Source organism: Rhodococcus sp. 05-339-2 (genome assembly GCF_002258965.1).
Lineage (GTDB): Bacteria > Actinomycetota > Actinomycetes > Mycobacteriales > Mycobacteriaceae > Rhodococcoides.
In genome coordinates this window covers 12,928-35,873 of sequence record NZ_NOYW01000019.1, presented here as the reverse complement: position 1 = coordinate 35,873, position 22,946 = coordinate 12,928, and the positions used below count along the sequence as shown (strand labels likewise).

The following is a 22,946-nucleotide window of genomic DNA, read 5'->3' as shown; positions in this document are numbered from 1 at the left end:
AGAATGGGCCACCCGTGCTCGCCCGGATGACTAGGGCTGAGCTGCGACATCCAGTCTCGCCAGCGGGAAAATCATGGTCCGCGGCGACTCCGCCTACGGCAACAGCCGCGTCGTACGCGCCTGCATCAAGTTCTCGTTCGTACTGATCAAGAACCGAATCGTCCAACGAGCGATCGCCTCCATCCCTGACACCGCGTGGACGCCCGTGCGCTACCCGGGAGCGGTCCGCGACCCCGACACCGACGGCTGGATCTCCGACGCCGAGGTCGCCGAAACATCGTTCACCGCTTTCTCTTCCACCGCGTATCCTGTTTCTGCACGGTTGATCGTGCGGCGGGTCAAAGACGCCCGCTACCGCGATGCATTGTTTCCGGTGTGGCGGTATCACCCGTTTTTTACCAACAGCACCCTGCCGACGACGACCGCAGATGTCGTCCACCGTGCACACGCGGTCATCGAGACTGTGTTCTCGGATCTGATCGACGGACCGCTCGCGCACATGCCGTCAGGATCGTTTGGCGCGAGCTCTGCCTGGGTGCAGTGCGCAGCGATCGCCCACAACCTGCTGCGCGCCGCCGGAACCGTCTCCGGCGGGCGTCACGCGAAAGCTCGCGGAATAACGCTACGGCGCAAATCGTCAACATTGCCGCGCGTTTCGTGCGGCCACAACGCACACCCACACTGCACCTGCCGCGACACTGGCCGTGGCTCGATGCGTGGCTTCAATTATGGCGCAACATCATTGGCATCAGCCCACCCACACCCGCCTGATCCTCACCCGACCCGCCGACTCGGCCCGAGCAACGACAATCGTGGAAATGCTGGGTAGACCAGCGGACGAAACACGCCCAACCAGTCCCGACCCCACAATTCGGTCATCGACCACAGTGGGTCACCTCAGTCCGTGGATCGAGGGTAAGTAAATGTGATCCTTGCCACTTTCGGAAAATCATGCGACTGTATGAGGCAATCGCCGTTCCCCTGCAGACAGTGTGATGACGGGAAGTGTGCAGTGACCAGTACCGAGTTCGGACGCAGTTTGAACAAGGATTCCGGCCCCACCAACCAGCCACCTCCAGCCAGCGACGCATCCACGTTGAACGTCGCCTTGTACCCGTACACGCCCGAACCGAAATGGTTCGAGTCCACCATCAGAGCCGCGTGGCACAGCGTCCAACCGGATGTCGCTCTCAATTTCGTCTACACCTACGACTGTTACAAAGGCGATCCGCCGTCCACTGTGGACGTTTTTGCCTACGACTGCATCTTCGCTGATCACATGCGTCAGTTCTGTGTCGAGTTCGATATCGACGGCACCGCAGACTTTTACCCGTGGTCTCTCGCATCGCTGAAAACGGAATCCTCGGAGTATCAAGGAATACCGTATTTAGGGTGCATGCAAATTTTGATTCGCCGTCTCACTGACGCAGCACTGGGTGCGCCGGGGATGACTGTCGAAGAATTACACAAAATCCTCGGCGACGGGGATCCGAAAGCAGTCTGGCCCGCGCAGGGTCAAGGCATGCTGTTGGATTTTACTGGGGGAACGACCGTCGCGTGCATGTACGAGCAGGCCGTCATGGAGGAGTCGGGCCAGTTTCCGCTCACTCCCGCCCTTCCCCCCTGTCCAGGACTCGATCAGCAAGGCCTCGCCGACATGCAGGTGCTGCGAAACATCGCCGGGTACGCCCAGGCGACATATCCCGACTCGGGCTACGACCGAATCACGAAATGGAACCAGCGGATCGGTCGAGCCTTCGTAGGCTTGACCGAAATCTTCCACTTCATCGACAACGTCGACGCCTCGACCTATTCAGTCATGCCGCTGAGCTCCGAACCTATCGAAAAAGTGGGGATACCGCTTTATACCGACGCACTTTCCGTCAATGTGGCCATCGCCCAGGAAAAGCGAGCAACGGCTATCCAGCTCGTGAAGTTGATTGCATCGACCAACGTGATGCTCGAGTGCATGTCCCCAACAGGAAAGAAACCGCAATACCTGGTGCCCACCCGGCAATCGCTGATGAATCAGCTCCTGGCCCGGCAACCCAATTCGGCGGTGTACAACATCATGCGCAACATCATTTCCAACGACATGGCCCATCCATTTCGACTTGGGGCCGATTCCCGTACCTGGCTCGACTCGACCAAAGGCTGCATCAAAACTGAAATCCTCGGGCCACCCCCCGCTGGCGTTGCGGAGCATGTCGGCGAAGACAGCGCCGTGTTCAACGACCCCGCGTACGCTTCCACACCTGCAGGGCTACTTCGCCGCCCGTGACAGGAGTCCGTCGCAAAGTCGTAAGCAATGGCTGGTTGTGCCACGTTTGGTCCTCGCCGTTCGGACACGCGGCAATGGAGTATCGCTATGAGATCCATACATGCGGTCCGGTTGCCCACACCACCGCTGTCTGAGTGTCGCGGGGTTTGCGTCGAAATTCGTCGAACACCGTGCAAGCTTTTGGCTAAGGGATTACCCTGCCGAGTTTCACCCGATGCTCGACTACTACATCGAGCACTCGACGCGGGTCGGTGGCCGCATCGTAAGCCCTCCCCCGCTGCTGCATCGATCACCACAGCTGCCCAGGTAACGGCCAAGCGTGATCGGGAGCAGACACAGTCGACGCTGCAGATCGGCGACCTGGACGAACACGTTTGGCACCGTCTGCTAGCCCAATTTTGGATCATCTACGACACAGCGCAAAGGCGTGCGCGCGAAATTAGTGCTCGCGGCGGACAGCGGACCGCACATTTTGAGGTGCAGCCCCCGCAGTGATGCTGCGGATAGCTCTCTCGTTGGGTGCTGCCCGAACAATGGTGCGATCACCCGCAGCCGATGTCGGGACCACCACCACAGGGCGCGCGCTGGCACGTGGAGCCGACGACCCCGCCGGCGGATTCTGATCTTTCGAGGCCGTCACGCCGACGCCCCCTGCTGCTTCTCTATCTGGCGTCGCACTTCGTCGATCGTGCGGGAACTGCCCTCGTAGTTGCCCACCAGCCGAGGATTGGGACGCAAGGCCACCTTGCGACGCCGCGACGCCGTCGCCGGGCTCGCCGAGCCCACCGGTCGATCAGGTTTCTGCTGCTCGTTCACCGTAGCCATGATGTCCTCCTACATCCGAATGATAGCCGTCACGAGCAACACCAGCACAGATCCAGCCAACAGACCCGTCGTGATCCGCAACCGCATCAGCTTGCTCCGAAGCCGCATCTCTGTCACCTGATAAATCGACACCAGTGTCGACGCGATCTCGAACCGGCCCGTCGTCTCATCGACTGTCGAATACTCCTCCAACACCACTTCCGGATTGAGCCCCGACGCGGTATTGGGTGCAATCACGAATGCCGCCATGATTGCCGCCGCACCGGCCAGGGCAGCACCCGCAACCTCCCACACACCGATCCCCGCGGGATTGCGCAACACGATCCCCACCAGAATGCCCGCGAATCCCAGCAGCACACCCCCGCGCTGATCGATGCTCGTCACTCGGCGTTCCTGAGAATCCAGCGTCCGTTCGATGCTCGCGTGCACCATCTCGATTGCCGCCGGATTCAGCTCGACACTCACCGGGTTGAGCTCGGACGCCATCTCTTCGCCAGCAGCGGAGTCCGGTGAAGCATTTTCGCGCCCACCCCGGTCGTTCGATTCCACTGCTAGCGCCCCCTTTTCGACATCAATTTCGGCTGCGCCGAACCTCGTCGGCCACACCGCACCCATCAGCCGGCGCACCATGACACTCACCGCAATATTGTCTCAGCACACCACCGGCAACGTGTGTGAACACCTCTCACTGCGTCCTGCGTCTTCGAGCGGATCGACGGAGCAGACGACGTCTCAGGTCATCAGGATCGGACATGATGTACATCAAGTACAGCAGCGGCAGGTACATCAGTGTCGCCGGCAGCCGGCCGTTGTGTTGCGCGAAAAGTCGGTCACGGACGGGATCAGGTTTGTCGAACCCGTGTGTAGTGTTCCTGCGCAAACGCATGAACTGACTCACTGCGTCATCGAGTGACAGGGATTTGTCCGCTCCACCGGGCAGCTTCAGAATTACCTTCTCCGACCTACGGTAATTCTTGATGAAGAACCCGTCCCCCACTTCGGTCAACGCTTCCACACCAAAAGCCGCGTACGGAAGCAGGACGGACTGAACATCAGCAGGCATACGTTCTCGAACTTGCTGCAGCGCTTTCGCCGCAACCGAGGGCTTGCACAGTGCCGTGAGATCCCATGAAAGCCAGGTCGCCTCGATCAGGTCCATTGCTGACCACATCAGAACTCCGGCTGCGTAGTCGTCGTGCAGCGATAGCAGCGTCGAGGTAACTCGTTGCAGAAGATCCGCAAATTCCATCAACCGGTTCTGCTGCGCATAGGGGAGGTAGTCACCGTCAGCATCTGCGAACAGGCATGGGTTCAGGAGATGCCCGAGAACAGAGTTCATCTGAGCAACCCACCAAGCGACGGCCGCACCCCACGCCTCCGGTGCCGGCGGCTCCTGCCGCTGGGGAAGGCGACCCACTGGTGATCGGGGAAGTACCTGATGCGCTTCGTACGGAACAGGAGACCTCCCGACAATATCTGTGCCGAGAGTGAAAATCACCGCACCCGACACCCTGTTCGCTTGAAACGCCCATACCCATGGAGACCGTGCGGCCAACAACGGACCGAGATGGCTCGCGGGAATCAAGACACTGCTCAGGATCGACGATCCCGACGCGAAAATGGTCTCATCGACGTCGATCGGCCCGCGTCGTATGTCGTCGAGAAGTTCGGGGTCCTGATTCAGACGTAACACGAAACCAGGAAACCTGATCCGACGGTGCGTGGCGTTGCCATAGCGAACAACGTGGACAGCATGCCGGTCGAACGGATGCTCGTCATCGTCGTCCGAAGTTCCGGCCAACTCCCTACTCGCGTCCTGTACTGCCGCGGACAAGGCTCGATCGCTGGCGGTGATGACAGGTAGCTGGAGTCCGTACAGGAACGATCCCACCGCACCCGCGCTCATCTGTCTGATCGCGCGAAGGCGCTCCTCAACGACTCGCCCATGGTCCAGCCTGGAGACGTAAGGGTCTTGCGGGAGGTCGACGAGCTCGTCATCGACGTCCGCTTCCGAACCCGACAGGGTGCGAACGGTCATAAAATCGACACAGTCCATGCTGGCAGCCGGCTCGGTTAACGCCCACACATCGGGCGCGGACGTGTGGGCGACCTCGAACCCCAACTCTTCCAGGTAGGCCTGCACTTGCCCCCCAGCCAATTCCGGTGGCATCGTGACGTTGACAGTCAACCGTTCAGGCATTCCACCAGCCTACAAACCGGTAAGCCTGGAGTGACTCAATTTCGCACCCGAGGAGCGGGGGCGCACGGCTCTAATTTGTGACCAGGACCTGCAGTTCACCAATCCGAACTTCAGTACGCGAAGTCAGCGGCGTGGGTATGACTCCACCGACCGTCCCGTTGGGTGTCGTCGCTGTCCACGTGACGAGCCAATTCGATGTCGCGGAGACCTTGAATGTCCCACCGGGCTCGGTAGTGGACGTCTTGTGATAAACGATATTGCCGCACGTCGGACTTGGAAGCCCTTGTGCAACATCGGTATACGGCGTGAAGGGCAGTAACGCACCTGGGCACACCGACGGCACGGATCCGTCCCCCCAATTGACGACCACGGACGTATTGACCCCTGTAGCAGAAACTATGACACCCGGTCCTGCTGCAGTTCTGGTCACGGGGCCGACTGTCGATTCCCGTGGGTCAGCGACCCAGAACCAGCCGGGTAGACCAACCAGGCCGACAGCACCTGTGTTTGCGGGGTTCGGGGTGATGCCTATTCCGGGCGGATCCAACTGCATTGCCGTAACCGCTTGGCCGACAACGGTCATAACGTCGACCACCGGAGGCGTAGCCGGCACCCCAACGTCCGGAATTTGAACACACGGACCGGCCGCTTCGCAGGACCATGTTGTGCCGTCATCATTAACGACGTTCACTGCCATCGGGGCACCACTATCAGCATTTCGAACAAGCGTCATATTGGCGGCGTCAGTCGACGGAACGAACTCGAGCGGCGGTCCGGACGGCGCGGCGCTCCCACCACCTCCCCCGCCCACAGCAGCTGGCGCGGATCCAGTCGTTCCACCCCCTGACGGCACACTCGTGTACGTACCTTCGACCACAACTGTCGAACCACCCAAGCCTCCGCCGAAGGCACCGCCAGTTCCGGTGCCGATCCCCGGCTGCGCAAATACTGGGTTCGCGTTGAACACTCCAACTAGAAGCACTGATGCGATAACCCCAAGCGGCTTACGCATGACCCACCGCCCTTATGGATTCCAGTTGCCTACTTGCCAAACCGTCGATCATGGTGCGTCGCATGGGGTACCCGAAGAAGTCACTGCATCGGAAACAATGCGCCAGCCTGATGAATCTGGCCACGCCACGTTCTCCAGAGTCGGCTTGCCCAGCTCCCGCCGGACTCGGTCAGGAGGGAGCACACTCGTGCCGTCCGGACGGATCTGGTCATAGTTCGAGCTGTCGATGCAGACTCGCAATGTTGCCGACGCTTCTTCCTTAATTGGGTTCCCGTCAGCATCCTTTGGTGCCTGCAGTTCCGTCACGAATGCATCTGCGACAGTCGCAGCACCCGTGGAGACAATTCCTTGAGATCGGCGCAGGTTCACGTTTGCCTTCAACTGATCGAGGATCTTTCCACTCGCAACAGAGTCCAGCATGTTGATGTCTACAGCAGGATCGCTCTCGACCTTCGCGAGAACGGCGAAGAACTCATTCACCTTTGCTGTTGCCTGCTCGGTCGCCTGTTGTTCCGGGGACTTTTCGACGCCCTCTGGTCCCGTGAGGACCGGCTGCGTGGTGGTCGTTACGGGGGTCGCCTCAATGTCACCGCTCCCGCATGCGACGCTGATGCTTGCAGCGGCTGCTACTGCGAGGATTGCCGCGCCTGTGCGACGTCGTGTGCTGATCATCGTGGACCCCCTACGTTGTTCTGTGCGTTGTACTGCGATAACGATAATGGTGCGGCTGTTTGGACCGTAACGTGCTTACCGGACACTTCAGACACCTCGATTGACGCGACTGCTATCAACTGGCTATTGCTCCGATCCGGTAGAGGGCGTTGCCGCCATTGTGGAATTGCGCGAGGGCGCGCAAGAGTTCGTCGGTTTCGGGTTCTGGGTCGACATCGATGTCGGCGAGGTTCGCGAGCAGTTGGTCGATCAGCTCCTGGGTCTTGCTGATCTCGTCGCTCCCGTGGGTAGCGATGATCGCCAGTCTCCAGAGACCTTCTCGGAACGGTTCGACGGTGACGCCGCGGTTTGCGGTGGTGAGCGCGGCGGAAAGATCTCCGGTCTTTATTTGTCTGGTGGCGAGCTCTTCGAGGGCATCCGCGAGGGTCGAGATCATGTGCTGCTGTAGGTTTCGTGCCCACCCGTAACGGTCTGACCGTGTCCCGGCGAATGGTTGATCGTTTACCAGTTCTGCAGCCGTCCGCAATTCCGCATCGGTGGCGGCGGCCGGAGTGGTGTCGATCAGTTGTTGCCAGTAGTCCCAGTCCGATCGGACATCGGGGTGCAGTCGGTAGCCGGTGCGGCCGGTGCGGTCGCCGTGCTTCGGAAATGCCTGCTCACCGTTCTCTGTCTCTCCCAACCAATTTCGCAGTCTCGAGAGGTAGTTCTGGCGTCGTGTCGCCTTCTTTTTCGGCTGATCCTCCAGAGGGAGTTTGTCGAAATTGTCTGCAGGCCAGATCTTTTTGTCGATGGAGTCGTGTTTGATTCCCGGGTGGATGGAGAGAAGAGCGGCGATCTCGGTTAGGAGTACTTCACGGCCGTCCTTGGGTGGCTCCCCGGTCGGGGTGGTGACTGCTGGTTTCCCGAGAAGATGGAGCCAGAGATGTCCCGGGGCCGGTACGTCACCAGCGACAGGAGCGATGGGTGGGGCCTGGTCGTCGTACCTGATCGCTTCTGGGGATGTCCACTGCGCGGCGTCCGGGCTGTAGGTCGGAACGTTTGTGACGTCGGGGGCGGTCTCCGATGCGGTAGTTCCGTTCAGCAGCAGCTGGTCGGTGGGGTCGATCGTGGTGACGGAGTCGAGGAAGGTCTCAGCGCTTTCGGCGTCGGTGAGGTGTGCGTCGATTTCGGCTGCAGCCCAGGGGTCGTGCATGGACGACTCTGTGGGGATAGCTGGCTGTGTGGCGGTCGCGAGGTAGGCGGTAATGCCTTCATATTGGTCCGGCTCGAGAAATGCTGGCTGGAATGCGAAGCCGCCGTCGGTGTCTCGTTTGACAAGGCTTGCGGTGTTGCGGTCGACGATGTCGAGTGTCCACGCGGCCTGGGTGTTCTCGCTGGCGGTGCTGGCGGTGCTGGCGGCAGCGAACGCCACGCGCGGTGTGGCGGCCAGGATCTGATCGAGTGATTGCTGTTGGTCGGCCGTCAACTGACTCGCGATGAGAACTACTTCGGGGGCGGTCATTTCGCTTGTGTCGTAGATCGAACGGGCCGCTGCAATGCTGTCGATGTGTTGTTCGACGAGGGTGTCTTGGTCACGTTCGGCTTGTCGGGCGAGTCTGGCCAGCACTTCGCCTGGTTGGTCGGTGTGCTCGATTCGACCGTTGCCGAACAGTTCGGGGAGCTCCTGTCCGAAACCGATCAGCGTCAGGTGCAGATTGTCGGCGAGCGGGGATTCGACGAGTTCGAGGGCCAGGGCCTGGAGAGTGCCGCGGGCGTGCTCTGGTGAAGCTGAGACGCCGAGGTAGCCGAGTTCTTCCAGGTTGAGAAGAACTTGGGTTCGGTCGTCTGTGGAACCGAGTGTCACGAGCGTGGGGTACGGGCTGATTGTGGTGGGTGCTGGGGCGATCCGGACGTCGGCGGGGAGGGTCCAGGTGCCGGTCTCTGATCTGAGCCACTGGTCCGGCAGTACGGAGTCATCAAGGATTACTAGCTCCACCGCATCGGGACCGATGAATGCGCCGAGTAATGCCGGCAGTGCGTTGCCCTGTGTCCGAGCGTGTTCGGCGATAGTCCTCAGTGCTTCGTCGAGCCGCGTGAGGACGTTGTTGTCCGCTGCAGAATGAATCTGTTCTTCCACAACTGCTGCAGCGCCCCAGGTTTGAGGGAGGGTCTCGCCTCTGCGGCGATCGTGCTGTTGACGGTGCCGGCGCAGCCCGAAGGCCCCAGCCAGTCCGATGGCCGCTAGGGCTGAGATACCGAGCCACAATGTGCTGTTCTGATCCTCGGAGACATCGCTTGGCTGCGCAGTGGCGGCGATATATACCGGGTCTGTCGTCGATGTATTCAGTGGGATCTGGGTGGCTGGCTGAGTCGGGGCGGGAGCTGCAGCAGGACTGGGTGACGACGTCTGCGCTGGAGCAGGCATTTGAGCGGGTGCCGGCCCGGGTGCCACAACATCTGCGCCCGCGGACTCAGCAGCAGGTTCGGAAGCTGCCACCGGGGCGGGAGCCTCTGCTGGCTCAGGGGCGGCCACCGGAGCAGGCGCTGGCTCAGGAACCGCCGACGGGGCGGGGGCCTCTGCCTGCTCAGGGGCTGCTGGAGCAGGCGCTGGCTCAGGAGCCGCCGCTGTCGGAGCAGGTAGCTGTGACGAAGCGCTGTTGAGTTCGATGCCGAAAATCTTCGCAGCGGCGGCGGCAGCGGCCTGCGCTTCTGCCTGAGCCTGTTCGTCACCGCCCGGAACCATCTCCGCTTGTTCCGGAACGTCGGTGCCACCCAGGAGAGGTGCAGCGGAGGACAGTTCAGGCGCTGCTGCGGGGGCCGGTTCAGGAGCGGCAGCCGGAGCCGGTTCGGGAGCGGCAGCGACCGGGGCCGGTTCAGGAGCGACGGTCGGTTCGGGCACAGCAGCAGGTACAGGAGCGGCAGCAACCGGGGCCGGGTCGGGGGAAGCAACCGGACCCGGTTCGGGCGTGACGGTCTCGGCGGTTTGATCGTTGACGGTGAGCTGCTGGCCGACGTGGATGATTGTCGACGGTGCAGTTCCGTCGGCGTTGATGATTTCTTTGTAGCGGTGTCCGTCACCCAGATGTTGCTCGGCGATGCTCCAGAGACTGTCGCCTTCTCGAACTGTGTAGGCCCCGTCGACGGTTGTGGGTGCGGCGGCGGGGAGCTGAAGTTTCCATCCTGGTTGCAGCCATCCGTCGACGGTCAGGACGTCGGCGTTGAGTTGCTTGATCTCGGTGTATCGAAAGCCATCGCCAAGGTGGCGTTCTGCGAGTTTCCATAGGCTGTCGCCCTGCTGCACCGTGATGGTTTCCCCGTTGATGGGGCGGGCGGGGGCTTCTGCTGGATGCGGTTGGCTTTGTTGCGTTACTTGGATCGGTGCCGAGTGGGCAGGGGCGTCGAAGAGCGGTAGTGCTGTGGCGGTGAGGGGTTGGGCTGTGGCGGTGCCCGCTGTTACCAGCATGAGCGCTCCGCCTATGAGAACGGAGGCGCTTCGCTGCTGGAAGCCGAGGCCTCGGAGTTGAGGTGCTTTGATGCCGCGTAGTGCTGCGACGAGTTCGATGACGGTGCTGAAGGTGAAGGTGGCCCAGGCGAGCCAGCCGATCCAGGTCACGAATCCGAGGAAGAGTGATCCGTCGTCTTGGGTGGTCAGAGCTGTTTTGATCTGGTCGAGATCGGGCAGCGTCGTCGGTATTGGGTTGCCGCGGAATGTCCACAGTGCGAGCGGAATTCCGACGACGAGGACGAGTAGGACGATCAGGTAGAGCAAACCAGTCAAGCGCCGTCGGATGGTGGTCATGCGGGTGTCCTTTCCGATGGCTGCAGGGTGGCCGGGGTCGTGCAGCGTTGCGCCGCGAGCTGTCGAATCACGTCCTCCGTCTTCTCGTGGAGTTCTGCGACTCGTCTGCTCTGCGGTCGATTGGTCATGGTGTGCCGGGGATTCCGAGGTTGGTGCGGTTCAGGTTGACGGTGGCTGTTCCGATGATCTGCTGTGGCCCGACGCCGATCAAACCGAGGACACGGGGTTGGTAGGTCGTTGTGGTGGTGATCAGCAGTGTTGTCGGTCCGGTCTGCACGACGACGCCGGGGATTCCTGCTGCGGCAAGGTATTTGGTGGCTTTGGCTTGGGCTGTCAGCGGGTTGACGACGACGTTGGTACCGCGGACTGCGAGTGGTTCGATGATGGCTTGTCCTGCCCCGCGGGCTGCTTCTTCAGCGACTTGCTCGGCGCGCTGCTTGGCGTAAACTTTGCCGCCGCCGTCGACGACGAGACCCATCATGATCAGCAACGCCATGGCTGTGATGACGCTCCACATGGCGATGGTTCCGGCGTCGTTGTGCGCGTCTCGCCGTGTGCAGGCGGCCACCGCCCGGCGTAGTGCTTCGGTCATCAGGCGCGCTCCCGGTAGGTGTCGACGGGTGAAGTCGCGGTTGCTGTGATGGTCCGTGAGCCCATGACTTGCGGGAATCCGAGTGCGTCGAGGGAGATGACGCACGTGACGGTGGCCGAGACGGAAGCCGTGACGCCGGGGCGAGTTCTGAATCCGCCGAGGTCGGTGTTGACGTTGAGAGCGGAACAGGTGAGCCCTCGTGCTGCCAGGTCGTTTCGCGCGGCTGCTTGCGCATCGGGGGCTGCGGAGAACGCCGTTCGCGCGATGGAGGCGGTACGCGCGGCCTCGTTCGCGGCGTGGACTACTTTCTGGTGCGCTTGCGCGAGAACGCCGAAGGTGACGATCAGTGCGATCAGGAACAGTGTGGCGGGGGCGACGATGACAGTCTGCAGGGCCGATCCTCGGTCGTCGGCTCTGGCTGCGGCTGCCAGCTGGCGCAGTTTGTTCGCGGTGTTCATCTGGTTCCTGGGGCAGTGACTCGTTCAACGGGAAGCGTCTCGCTGACATTGATGTCGAGGGAGAAGAAGGGGATGAGGCGGATGGGTTGTCCGGTGATCTGGACAGTTGCTTCTCGCAAGCCTCGGTTGACGACAATGACGGGTGCTCGAAGGGTCGTCGGGCCGGCGGTGGATGCGAAGGCGTAGCCCGCCGCTGTTCCGGCCGCAGCGCTGCCGAATTGCGATCGCGCTTGTCGTAGAGCTTCTTCACCGGTCGAAATCGCTACGGTCCGTGCGTGAGCGTAGAGAGCTGCCTGGATTGCGATGAGGAAGAGCAGTAGGACGACGCCGAATACCACGACTGTTTCGAGGGCTGCGCCGCGGTCGTCTCGACGTATGCGGGTGAGCCATTCGCGTAGTGGTACATGTGTGTCGGTGAGCAACGCTGGTCCTCCCCTGTCTCGTTGGGCGAGTGGTGGGGTTACTGGATTCGGTTGAGGTAGCGCTGTGCAACCACGGTGATTCCGGCGACGATAGCGATGGCGAGGATGACGAGGCCGGCGGTGATGACGACGGTCTCCATGCTGTAGCCCTTGTCGCTTTTGCGTCCGCCGGCGCGCTCGGTCATCCGGGTATAGGAGAACAGTGCCAATGCGAACAGTGTTGCGGTGGTTGCTGCGATCCGGTTTGCGATTGTGCGCGATGCTGCCATGTGACGTTTCCCTTCGATATGTAAAAGCCCTGGTTATGACGGTTCTGGATGCCGGTCAGACTATCGCCAAGACCGGACACTTCGAGCAGGTGAAGTGCACGGATCGGTGTTTGCACAGCTCAAACTTGGTAGTTGATCGTTGAATGACAACGCATTCGGGTTGTTCGGTCTAGACGCCGCCCATGATGTTCACTCCGGCCGGCACGATCAGCATGATCATGAACAGCACGGCCAAGGTGCCGAGAGGTGCGTCCATCTTCTTCGTTTTGGCTCCTGCTTCGCCTTGTTCTTTCGAGAGCAGGGCACTGCGGAGCGCTCCGGCCCGCGCGGCAAGAGTGTCGGCCACGCTCGCTCCCTGGTCGCCGGTATAGGTCATGATGTCCGCGAGATCTCCCAACTCCGGCAGCGCCAGTTCGGCTGCAAGATTGGACAGAGCAGCCCATGGTGCCTGTCCGGCGAGGGACGCTTTCTGAAGCTCGGCATCCAGACGTAGAAACACCCAGCTATCGCCCACTGCGGCAGCGCGTTCGAGACTTTGGAATGCAGCGACGCCGCCACTTCGGTTCAACGAAACGAAGTCGATGAACGCCGCCAATGCTCGGGTGAATTCGAGTCGGGCACTAGCGGCGCGAGTCTTGACGTCGGCGTCGGGCGCGAAGAATCCCACCAGCGCCAGGACGAGGGAACCGGCTACGGGAAAAGTCAGGGGCACTGCCATGCCGAACAGCGCCAGGAGTGCGATCGAAATCGGCGCGATGATCAGACCTATTGCAGCGGAAAGGATTTTGTCTCCGATGAACTTTTGTGGAGTTTCTCGGAGGATCGCCAGGTCCGCGGTCGGGATCCTGAACCACGCCTGCGATCGCAGCCGCGGGTAGAAGCGGGCACCGACCTTGTAGGACAGGGCATCCGAACCGGTGAGGTCGTCACCGCCGCGGGTGTCGACGGTGTACGGGTCCGGGGCTGCACCGGACAGTCGTTCCATGGCATCGCCGAGTGCTGGGTCGGCCGGCAGTATGCGGAGAACGAGGAGGATCAAGCCGAGAGCGGCGAGAGCGGCAAGGGCGATCGCCCAGAGCTCGAAGTTGTTCATACTGCGCTCCTCTCACGTGCGGTGTTTGCTGCGTCGCGGTCCTTGGTGCCGATGAACCTGGGGTATTTCACTGGCAAGGTGTATCGCTTCATCCACCCGAGCACCAGGCCGAAACCGATGAATTCGAGGAACAGAACGGGCTGGAGGAGGGGCTGTTTGTACGGGTCCATGTAGTTGGTGAACAGGAACAACCCAACGATGACAACGACGGTGATGACGGTGACCCCGCGAGCGGTCGTGCGGGGCCCTTGCCGTTCCGCTTCGGCCGTTCTGCGGTTGCGCACGTTCTCTGCCACCGATTCTGAAAGTCGCTTCAAGGCTGCGGTGAGTCCGGAGCCGCGCAGGCGAGCTGCCTGCCGCAGTGCACCGACCACGTAGTCGCCGGTGGAATCGTCGAGATCGTCTGCGAACCGAAGCAACGCTTCGTCGATCGACACATTGCCACGCAGGCGCGTGATGAGGCTCGTAATTTCCGGACGCAATGCTTGAGGCATTCCCCTGTGCGTTGCGATGATGGCCTGTTCGAGGCCGGATCCTGCTGCGAGCACTCCAGTCAGGTTGCGCACCCATTCTTCGAGGGCATTGAGGCGTTCGATGTCGTCGGCGGCGGCTGACGATCCGAGTAGGTAGGGGACGCCTACTGCTGCGATCGGAATGATGGGGAAGAGTACGAACCATCCACTGAGGAGCCATGCAGCAAGGCCGACGGCAGTTCCGATGGCGAGGAGTAATTTTGTCCGCCGGGCAATCCGCGCACGTGAGGTGCGGTGGCGTGTCGGCGCAGTCGGGTCGCGGCGATCGCGAATTCCGTTGGCAAAAAACCACATCCCGGCGGCAAAGACAAGGACGATACCGACGGCCGTGAACGTGTACATCAGAGCCCACCACCTGTGATCGTGTTGATGGGGATTTGGTTCGGACTGAAACCGCCTGCGTAGAGCTTGCGGAGCAAAGCTGGGGGCAAAGTTCCGTATTCGCCGGTCCCGCCCGGCTTTCCTTCGTAAATTTTGGTTACTGCGGGCATGGCGTTTTCGCCGGCCTCGATATGGATGACCTCGCTGACGAATCGGACCTGACGCCTCTCGCCGGTGTCGGTAAATTCGTAGTCCGTCTGCAGCTGAATGATCAGATTGATGTGGTGTGCCACTTGGCGGTAGGCGTACTCGACCGGCACTCCTGCTTCGAGGGCGCAGGTGACGAGGCGGTCGATCGCGCCGGCGGCATGCTCGGCGTGCGTGGTACTCAGGGAGCCTTTGGCCATCTGCATTGCTTTGAACATGTCGATGATCTCGCCGCCGGCTACCTCTCCGACGATGACACGGTCGAGCTGCATTCGCACGAACTGGTAAAGGATGTCGGACAGCGTCGTCGCGCCGCGTAGCGCTCCGGTCAGCTCGTTTCGTTCGCCGCCGCCGGTGATTGCCTCGGCTGCAACAACATACGGTCTGCGACCGTCGAGTTTGTCGAGGAACAGTTCGTACTCTGTCTCTGCTGTGCCGATCCGTGTTTGCAGGGGAAGGCAGTTGGCGAGCGCACGAAGGTTGGTTGTTTTACCTGATCCCATGGGCCCGGAGATCACGATGGAGGCACCACCGATGACTGCGGCGCTGAGGATCTCGGACAACAGTTGGGGCATAACACCCATTTCGACCATCTTGTCGATGGTCACATCCTTGTGGCGGTGCATGCGGATGGCGATACTGGGATGGCGGACCGAGTAGCCCATCGCGGACAAGCGGATGTCGCCGGGCAGATTGAGGCGGAGGTTGGGGTTGACCTGCGAGAACGGTCGTCCACCACCGGGTGCGCGCTGCGCGAGGTTGGTGAGCCAGTCGTAGAGCTCTTCGTCGCTGTCCGCGATCGGCGGTCGTGCCTGCAGACTCCCGTCGGGGTACATCACAATGACGCTGTCGCCGTTGATGAGGATGTTCTCGACGTTCGGGTCGTCGACGAGCGGCTGAAGTGGGCCGAGTCCGAACAGCGTGTCGAAGACCGCTTTGACCAGCGTCTGTTCCTCTTGGACGCTCAGCTGTTCGTGACCGGTGTCGATCGCGGACTGCACTTCTTTGCTGACGAGATCTATGACGATCTGCCTGCCCGACTCACGCTCCTCGTCCGGGGTCATGGCAGTGACGCCCAGCTCAGGGTTGAGGGCCTGATCTGCTCGTTGGGTCTTACGGAGAGAGAGGATTTCGGATGCTTCTTTGGTCAGTTGCTTGACCAATTGGTGGTTGGTCCTCGCGACGTCCGACCGCTCAGCTGGAAATGGTGATGGCGATGTGAACGGGACCGTCTCGAGTCGCTCGGGTTCCGGGTGGGAGTGGCGACCGTCCTTGCCGGCTGCGGCGAGCAGACCTGCAGATGAGGAGCCGTATTGCCCGCTCCTGTAACGAGTTATCTCGTTGTCGCCATCGTCGAGGATGATCGGATCGGCGGCAAACATCGGTAGGTCGGGTAGGGCTGGTCGCTCGTCGTAGTCGAAGTCGGGGGCGTTGTTGGTCATGCGGGTGTTCTCCCTTTGGCCTTGTCGGCTCGTTACGCGGGCTGTGAGCTGTATGGCGAGTTGGCGATCCATACGGGCTGGTGCGTTTCGTGGAAGCGCTCGATCTTTTGCCAGGTTCCGTCGATTGCGCGTAGATAGCTTGATCGACGTCGCCGCCAATTACTGAGCGAGGCACCTTCGGAAAAAACTTGCGCGTGTACCGGTGATTCGGGAAGGACTGCGATGACGTCGAGGCCGGTCGCCGCGGCGGTCTCGGCTGCGCTGTAGGGCTCGGTACCCCTGACAATGAGGCCGATGCTGGCCGGCGACTTCGTATTCTCCAGATGCTGCTGTAGTGGGCCCAAGCCAGCACGAACCGCTGCCACTGCGGTCCTGGTCGGTCTGAGCATTATGGCGATAACGTCACTGTGACGGATCAGGTCTTGATGTCCGGACCGTAGATTGAGGCGACCGGCGTCGACGAGCAGGTCACCGCCGCCCTGTTTCGACAACAACGCCAGATGTGCCCCCAACGGGCCCCACGTCGACTTCATCGATTCCGTTTGAGCTGCATTGACCAGGCCGGGGACGAACCATCCTTGCGCCTTGGTCGGCTCCTCTGGATCGAACGGCCCGATTCTAACTATTTGGTGCTGGAAGGCTGGGCCTATTCGGCCGTGCCTGTTCGGCTCGACCAGTTGGATGATCGATCGGTCGTGCCGGCGGCGCGCGTGAAAGTACCCGGCCAGCGTCGGGGACGATCCGATCGGATCGGCCTCGATGTACAGCAGCTTGCGGGAGTCTGCGGTGAGAGCGATGCCCAGGCCGGTCGTCGAGACGCCTGGCGAGCCGGAGATCGAGGTCAGGGTGACGAGCATGGCTCAGCGCTCCCGGGAGTCGAGGACGATGGCGACGCGGTTGGTGGCGGCTCGGGCGGCGATCCAGCTGGCCTCGTCTTTCTTGACCAGAACGTCCACTGTCGTCTGTCCGGTCTCGGGGATGTCCTTCACGGCAACGACCTGTGCGTTCGCGGTGACCGGACCCTGCACCGGGGAATCGTCTTGATCTCGGGGAGTGTCGACGATCCGGACGTTGTCGCCTGCGAGCAGTGGCTCTGCGGGAAGTTTGCCGATTGCGACGGTGATGCCGACCAAAGTGTTGTCCCCGCTGGGGATTACGGCGTTGGTGAACGACGATGGGTTCAGTGCCGATCCGCTCAGGAGCGGAACTGCTGCGCTCTGGCCCACGACCGATGCTTTGTCTGTGGCAGGAACGGTCGCGATGGTCGCATCGCTGTTGACCTCTGCGGTTTTGAGGTCGTCGGTGGTGATCGTCTCCCCCTGTGGCACGTCGCGGGCGAGCACCAGAATTGTCGTGGTGGCGCGCATGGCGTTCACCAAAAAGACCGCTCCTACGATTGCGACGGTCATCAAGGCGACTCCCGCGATCCAGTACGACCGTCGACGGCGCACTTTGGTGGTGGATACGACTTCGGTGAAGTCATGGCCCGGCTTAGGAGATGCCTCTCTTGCGCTGCGCGGCTCCCCCACTGTGGCGGTCGATGTCTTTTCTTTGAGATTGCCGAACATGGGCATAGCTCAGTCACTTTCCGTTTGTGTCGTGGCGTCGAGGCCGAGATGTGCTTTGAGGGCAGTTCCGATGAGGTGGCTGCGGGAACGGGCCTTGAACTGGTCTTTCAGTTGATCGATGATCACCCAGTCATCGGCGTACAACCCGACCGTGACTCCCTTCTTCTCCGCCTTACCCTCAGACGGCTTCCCACCTACTCCCCTGGCGCGGAACAGACCTCCGCCGACCTTGCCTCCCGGAAACAGAAGGCTTTCGAGATCGCTGTGGACATCCTCGATAGCAGTGATGACCACCTCGCCGTGGGTTCTCCCTGTCCGTTTGCTCTCCTTCGCCAGACCGTGTGCAACCCCGACAGCAAGATGAACCGTCGACGGCACAATCGTGTCGTCGTGCCCCAATTCAGCTGCACCAGAGGATGTCTCCTCCTCGTTTGAACTCAACTGCACCACCTCCGCTGACATAGGCACTTATCGATCCGGCCGGCGGCGGTGGCATGAAGGCTGCCCCGAGCGACTGTCGCGCAGGCGGAGATGTCGGCACGTTCGCACTCTCAGCGCTGTCGGTCCTCACTCACGATCCTTCCGATGTCCCCGTGTACCTGAGTCGCAGGCTTGAGTGCGACGTACGAGATATACCGGGTCTCCCGGACACCGCGAACAGCGTCGATCCGAACCGAACCCTGCAAAACGAACCCCGTGTTCGTCCCGCAAGAGGACCCCATCCCCTCCCCACCAGGACAAAGGCTATCTCCACCTCAACAACAGTGGTGATCAACACGCGGTACATAACATTTCAGTAACAAGGTAGTCGATCGCGCACTCGTTCAGTTCCGAAGCAAACGCGGCGCGGCACCGACCCCTGACGGTCCGTGCCGCAAGCAATGTCCTCTGCAACTTCTACGGGCCGTTGACTGACTCTCAACCGAACTGCACTCGGCGCTGCCTCTTGACTCCAAGACAAGTTGGATTATGATCACTGCCACGTGATCACAACACGATTTTGTTATCGTTTGACACTCATGTCGGACTGATGTGGTTCTCGTGACTCAGTGCTATTTGATTTGATGGCTTTCATGTGTGTCCACAATCTGCCGCCAATGTTTCTTCAACGCAGCGTCGTTCACCGACGATCTTGAACCGATCGCCATGCAGAGCTCACCAGGAAAACCACCACATCTACCTCTTCGGCCGTGGGCACAGTCATAGAACTGATGCCAGAGGGGTGGTGACACACCACCATTTACCTGCAACCATTGAACGATGAGCTTCTCCGACACCGCCACCGCGCCAGGCAGCGGCGTCGCAGCCCGAACGCTCGACGACCTACGATGGCACCGCGAGTTCCATCGTCAGTCCCAGTTTCGCTGGTGGGACACCGAGGCCGCGCTCGTTGCCACCGAATTCACTCGTGGACAGGACCAGTTCCACACAGTGCACGACCTGGCACAACTGGAGCGATGTCGGCTAGCGCTCGCCGACTACACCACGACCTGCCAGCGAGCCCTGGGCCGCGCCCTCAAACAGTCACAACACGTTCTCGACACGCAGAGCTGGACTTTCGCGACTGATGCGCTCCTGCTGTTGCCGTGGACATGCGAGCAGAGCAGCTACCTTGCGACCTGGGCCGACCCGCACGATCCGACAGCTCTGAGCAACCCTCAAGTCCGGCGCATTCAACGTTCCTGTGAGCGCATGATGTTCGGAAATCCCCTCATTCTTAGTTGGGAATTGAGCCACCTGTGGAGCCTCTACCGAGCCGCCGAGACACTGCTCGAAGACACCCTTGTAGATCTCACCGTTGAACTCTCAGAATCAGTCCCTGACGCCACCCTGCTGTGGGCCACCCAAATGGCGTCGAAGATCGGTCTGGAACAACGGATAGCCGAACAGCGAACGACCCGCGGAGAGCCTGGCGATCCCCGCCGCCGACTGCGTCAGAGCTATTCGGATCTACGCTGATTGGAACGCGAACAGTCCCCCGTTGACCTGGCGTCTTATGTGAAATTCGTGCCAGGCTCGCGTCGAACTACGTAGCAATCCTCGCACTCCCCTACCGATACCTCTCCCCTCAACACTTCGCTTGAGCCTTCGCGAAGCCAGCAGAGCCTGCGGATTGGGAGTCGCGGCCATGATCGCAGCTCGAATCGCACGCTGATTCGCACATATCGACGCTTTGTTGATCCGACATAACTACCCACTCTCGATCCCGTTCATCATCCCAGTGCTCTGCTCCCCTACCTCCGTTACCGTCTACCGGGCAATCATCCCAACACAATGGGCGTAGCACTTCGTAGTACTCCTCGCACAGTAAAGCGTTGGTTTCATCGCGTACTAAACCGCGTGTTTGAGGGCGTACAAATACGCTTGTTACACCGTTGGTTAATACGCGTAATACTACGCATGCAATACCGGGTATAACTCCGCACGTCAACACGCGGGTTAATTACCGTTTTGGTCAGCACATCAATGCCCGTGTTTCTTCACGTGTTAACAAGGGTGTTGATATGCGACTTAACGTGCGTATTGGTACGCTGTTACTAGGGCGCAGCACTACATGTTTTATTGCGCGTGTTTTGCCGCGTAAGAGTGCGAGCATTGATACGCATGGTGTTACGCGACTTAGACCGTGTTGACTGACGTGCGTGACTGGGCGTACTCTCGCGCACACAACCACGCACGACAACCTGCGCATCCGCCCGCACAAGAGCGTGCGGGACAAGTCGAGCCGCTCGCACGTACCGATTCGGCACCGTGAACGCCTCCCGGTCACGCTTCTCCACGGCAGCGCTCGAATAGATGCACGCGGATCCAGGACTCTGGAAGGAAGGTTCTATCGATGGCAATATCAAATTCCCTCGCAGTCACCCAAGGTAAAGGGGGAGTGGGCAAGACGACGGTTGTTGCCAACCTCGCAGGCCTGTTCGCCGCTGCCGGCTACCGTGTTCTCGTCGGGGAGTTCGACCCTCAGGGCAACCTGGCCCGCGATTTCGGTTACGAAAAGCAGTCCGGTGAAGAACTTCTGATGTCGTTGATGTCAGGCGGACAACCCCCGATCATCAAAGACGTCCGACCCGGTCTAGACGTCATTCCCGCTGGTCCTGCGCTCGTCGACGTTGCTGGCATGATGCTCTCCAGGCTCAGCCGCGGGGGCGAATCGCTGGGGCAGATCCTCCACAAAGTCCTTGCCCCGATCGTTCCCGACTACGACATTGTTCTCTTCGATACCCCGCCAGGCGACGTGATCATCGGTGATGCGGTGCTGTACTGCACGTCGTCCGTTCTCATCCCTACTCGCGCCGACGATGGCAGCCTCGACGGCCTCGACCGCGTCGCCGAGCGCTTCGCGCGTGCCCGGGAGCACAATCCGCAACTGAGATTGGCTGGCATGCTTCTGTTTGCGGTCGGCAGTAGGTCACAACGGCTCCAGGACCAGGTGAGGGAAAGTATTACGCAAGCCATTCCTGACACCATTGCCCCCATCTTCGGCACGACAATCCGCTACATGGAGAGCGCCGCTGCCGACGCGCGGCGGCATGGGCTCCTAGCTCACGAACTCGAAGGCGCTACTGCTAGCGCAAAGAAGGCTCGGTTGAAAGCGCTGAGGGACAAGGTGAAACCACCCAGCCTTCTGCTCTCTCGGGATGCAACCGGGTTGGCGGATGACTACGAGGCCCTAGCAGCTGAGGTCTTGCAACGCTTGGCCGAGCTTGCTGCCGAAGCCGATCACGCAGAAGAGGTAGCACCCGCATGAGCACCACTGATCGCAAGAAGCGACCCAGCCTGGCGGACCAATTCGACAAGCCCGCTCCCCGTGGATCTGGCCTCGCCAACATTTTCCCTCGCAATGGAACGGGTTCCCTCGCCAGGCCTGCCGCAGTGGAACCACGCTCGACCGACGTGGCTGCCGAAAGAGCCGTCGACGAGCCGCACGTACAGGCTCCGGACGTGACATCTGCACCGGATGCTCCTGTAGCACCTGCACCAGAGCCTCCGACCGAGGTTGCTACATCTGCCTCGCCCTCCGGGGGCAGCACTGCCGCAACCGAGGACGTAGCCACCACACCCGAAACCGGGGCCGACACCGCTACAGCGGAGCCGTTGGCTGCGATTGTCGGTGATGAAGATGTGCGCCCGATCGCGGTCTACGTTCCCGCGACGGTCAAAGAGGCCTGGAAGACGCGATCTCAGCGGGAGAAGAAGTCCTACGGCGAGATCGTCGAGGATGCCTTCGCCGCGCACACCCCGGAAACCTTGGTTCGCCTCTTCGCCCCTCGCGCCGTCGAATCGCCACGCGGTGGCATGCCGCGTCTGGCCCGCCCGAAGGTCGCGAGCGGGGGAGTGGAGGTGCGTCCACATCTGTGGGTAGCCCAGACCCGATGGATAGACGAGCAGGTAGAAGCAAGTCCGCTCATCCCCTCACGAAGCGCGCTGATTGCTGCGGTCGTTGAGGACTATCTGATCTCTTGATCCGCCGGGCCAGAGCGTCTTGCTCCTGGCTCCCCACCGTGCTCCCCACCATGCTCCCCACTCCGGTGGGGAGCGTTTTTTTGCCTTTGAGCTGCCCTTATCTCCATGCTCCCCATGCTCCCCACATAAAAGAGCCAAGGTCACGCGTATATCGATGAAGGGGCTTGCGCAGCGGGTCGGTTCGACGAGCTGGGGTGTTCGTCGTGTCCGGTGCCGCAGAGACAATGTCGAGAGATTTCGCCACTTCTGTCACAGAGGTAGATCGAGACGGATCTACCTGTCATGTGTGGTGCGAGGGCGGGTACGGACGAGGTGCGGAGGAACATGTGAACGTGGCACGACAGGCAGGCGACACACCGGATGTCGCGGCCTCCCTGTTTCTGTTACCGAATCCGTTTAATGTGATCGCATGGCTGGAAGCAAACCTGGGAGAGAGTCGAAGGGCCCTCGCATACCCGCAATGGTGCGCACGCCCGACACGCAGTATGCGCATTACAAAAACGAGGCCGACGCCCTTGGCCTCGACCTCAGCGACTACTACGTCTATGTCATGGCGCTGCACCATGATCTACCCATGCCGCATTACATCCAAGATCGAATCGATCCCGCACAGTACAAGCTGGGCGCGTGATGACCTACCCCTAGACAGTGAAAAACCCCCCTCGTGCTTGGCGGCGAGAAGGGGGGTCTTCCGGATTCACAAGTGAGCGAATCGCTCCGCTCCAACCACCCACCGGGAACAACCACGAACACGACAGGAGGTGTATTGACATCATAGCTCAGTACCCCTGCCTCGCCGTGATTTG

Annotated in this window: 20 protein-coding genes and 1 pseudogene; 6 read left to right on the top strand and 15 right to left on the bottom strand. The window is 61.0% G+C overall.

Features of this window, described 5'->3' with window-relative positions; genetic code table 11:
• Positions 1-64: 64 nt before the first annotated feature.
• Both CH273_RS22135 and bcmE read left to right on the top strand, forming a co-directional pair.
• Positions 65-771: pseudogene (locus tag CH273_RS22135) on the top strand (transposase); the annotation flags it as partial.
• 241 nt (positions 772-1,012) lie between these two features.
• Positions 1,013-2,281: a thiamine pyridinylase gene (gene bcmE / locus CH273_RS22130; RefSeq protein ID WP_032364993.1), complete on the top strand. Its 1,269-nt coding sequence runs from the start codon at positions 1,013-1,015 to the stop codon at positions 2,279-2,281.
• A 636-nt stretch (positions 2,282-2,917) separates the two neighbouring features.
• On the opposite strand, the gene CH273_RS22125 is transcribed toward bcmE, so the two are convergent.
• The 15 genes from CH273_RS22125 to CH273_RS22060 form a co-directional block, all read right to left on the bottom strand.
• Positions 2,918-3,106, bottom strand: coding sequence for a hypothetical protein (locus tag CH273_RS22125; protein WP_015586087.1), 189 nt, complete (start codon positions 3,104-3,106; stop codon positions 2,918-2,920).
• A 9-nt stretch (positions 3,107-3,115) separates the two neighbouring features.
• Positions 3,116-3,736: a hypothetical protein gene (locus CH273_RS22120; protein WP_015586086.1), complete on the bottom strand. Its 621-nt coding sequence runs from the start codon at positions 3,734-3,736 to the stop codon at positions 3,116-3,118.
• A gap of 55 nt (positions 3,737-3,791) precedes the next feature.
• Positions 3,792-5,306, bottom strand: a complete 1,515-nt coding sequence (locus CH273_RS22115) for a hypothetical protein (RefSeq protein WP_015586085.1) — start codon at positions 5,304-5,306, stop codon at positions 3,792-3,794.
• A gap of 1,060 nt (positions 5,307-6,366) precedes the next feature.
• Positions 6,367-6,990, bottom strand: coding sequence for a hypothetical protein (locus CH273_RS27440; protein ID WP_015586083.1), 624 nt, complete (start codon positions 6,988-6,990; stop codon positions 6,367-6,369).
• A gap of 115 nt (positions 6,991-7,105) precedes the next feature.
• A complete protein-coding gene (locus CH273_RS28395; RefSeq protein ID WP_015586082.1) occupies positions 7,106-10,768 on the bottom strand; it encodes a LysM peptidoglycan-binding domain-containing protein in 3,663 nt (1,220 codons plus the stop codon).
• Between the two features lie 124 nt (positions 10,769-10,892).
• Positions 10,893-11,360, bottom strand: coding sequence for a pilus assembly protein TadG-related protein (locus tag CH273_RS22105; RefSeq protein ID WP_015586080.1), 468 nt, complete (start codon positions 11,358-11,360; stop codon positions 10,893-10,895).
• Positions 11,360-11,818, bottom strand: coding sequence for a TadE family protein (locus CH273_RS22100; RefSeq protein WP_015586079.1), 459 nt, complete (start codon positions 11,816-11,818; stop codon positions 11,360-11,362). Before CH273_RS22100 ends, CH273_RS22105 begins: the two co-directional genes overlap by 1 nt.
• The gene (locus tag CH273_RS22095; RefSeq protein ID WP_015586078.1) at positions 11,815-12,240 is read right to left on the bottom strand and encodes a type II secretion system protein; all 426 of its coding nucleotides are present in this window, start codon (positions 12,238-12,240) and stop codon (positions 11,815-11,817) included. The genes CH273_RS22100 and CH273_RS22095 overlap by 4 nt, the downstream gene beginning before the upstream one ends.
• Positions 12,241-12,278: 38 nt before the next feature.
• Positions 12,279-12,509, bottom strand: a complete 231-nt coding sequence (locus CH273_RS22090) for a hypothetical protein (protein ID WP_015586077.1) — start codon at positions 12,507-12,509, stop codon at positions 12,279-12,281.
• Positions 12,510-12,678: 169 nt separating this feature from the next.
• Positions 12,679-13,602, bottom strand: coding sequence for a type II secretion system F family protein (locus CH273_RS22085; protein WP_032364991.1), 924 nt, complete (start codon positions 13,600-13,602; stop codon positions 12,679-12,681).
• Positions 13,599-14,477, bottom strand: a complete 879-nt coding sequence (locus tag CH273_RS22080; protein WP_052047795.1) for a type II secretion system F family protein — start codon at positions 14,475-14,477, stop codon at positions 13,599-13,601. The genes CH273_RS22085 and CH273_RS22080 overlap by 4 nt, the downstream gene beginning before the upstream one ends.
• The gene (locus CH273_RS28250) at positions 14,477-15,499 is read right to left on the bottom strand and encodes a CpaF/VirB11 family protein (RefSeq protein ID WP_254924256.1); all 1,023 of its coding nucleotides are present in this window, start codon (positions 15,497-15,499) and stop codon (positions 14,477-14,479) included. Before CH273_RS28250 ends, CH273_RS22080 begins: the two co-directional genes overlap by 1 nt.
• A 638-nt stretch (positions 15,500-16,137) precedes the next feature.
• Positions 16,138-16,962 carry a hypothetical protein gene (locus tag CH273_RS28245; protein WP_015586073.1) on the bottom strand — a complete coding sequence of 275 codons (825 nt, stop codon included), beginning with the start codon at positions 16,960-16,962 and terminating at the stop codon, positions 16,138-16,140.
• A gap of 3 nt (positions 16,963-16,965) precedes the next feature.
• A complete protein-coding gene (locus tag CH273_RS22065; protein WP_230591630.1) occupies positions 16,966-17,514 on the bottom strand; it encodes an SAF domain-containing protein in 549 nt (182 codons plus the stop codon).
• 168 nt (positions 17,515-17,682) lie between these two features.
• Positions 17,683-18,114, bottom strand: a complete 432-nt coding sequence (locus tag CH273_RS22060; RefSeq protein WP_143546256.1) for a hypothetical protein — start codon at positions 18,112-18,114, stop codon at positions 17,683-17,685.
• 819 nt (positions 18,115-18,933) lie between these two features.
• On the opposite strand from CH273_RS22060, the gene CH273_RS22055 reads away from it, so the two are divergent.
• The 4 genes from CH273_RS22055 (at position 18,934) to CH273_RS27810 (ending at position 22,771) form a co-directional block, all read left to right on the top strand.
• Positions 18,934-19,632 carry a hypothetical protein gene (locus CH273_RS22055; protein WP_015586069.1) on the top strand — a complete coding sequence of 233 codons (699 nt, stop codon included), beginning with the start codon at positions 18,934-18,936 and terminating at the stop codon, positions 19,630-19,632.
• A gap of 877 nt (positions 19,633-20,509) precedes the next feature.
• Positions 20,510-21,424 (top strand): ParA family protein, encoded by a 915-nt coding sequence (locus CH273_RS22050; protein WP_015586067.1) that lies wholly within the window; start codon positions 20,510-20,512, stop codon positions 21,422-21,424.
• Positions 21,421-22,140 carry a hypothetical protein gene (locus CH273_RS22045; RefSeq protein WP_032364990.1) on the top strand — a complete coding sequence of 240 codons (720 nt, stop codon included), beginning with the start codon at positions 21,421-21,423 and terminating at the stop codon, positions 22,138-22,140. The genes CH273_RS22050 and CH273_RS22045 overlap by 4 nt, the downstream gene beginning before the upstream one ends.
• 460 nt (positions 22,141-22,600) lie before the next feature.
• Complete coding sequence (locus CH273_RS27810; RefSeq protein ID WP_015586065.1) at positions 22,601-22,771, top strand: hypothetical protein; 171 nt, start codon at positions 22,601-22,603, stop codon at positions 22,769-22,771.
• Positions 22,772-22,946: the final 175 nt, after the last annotated feature.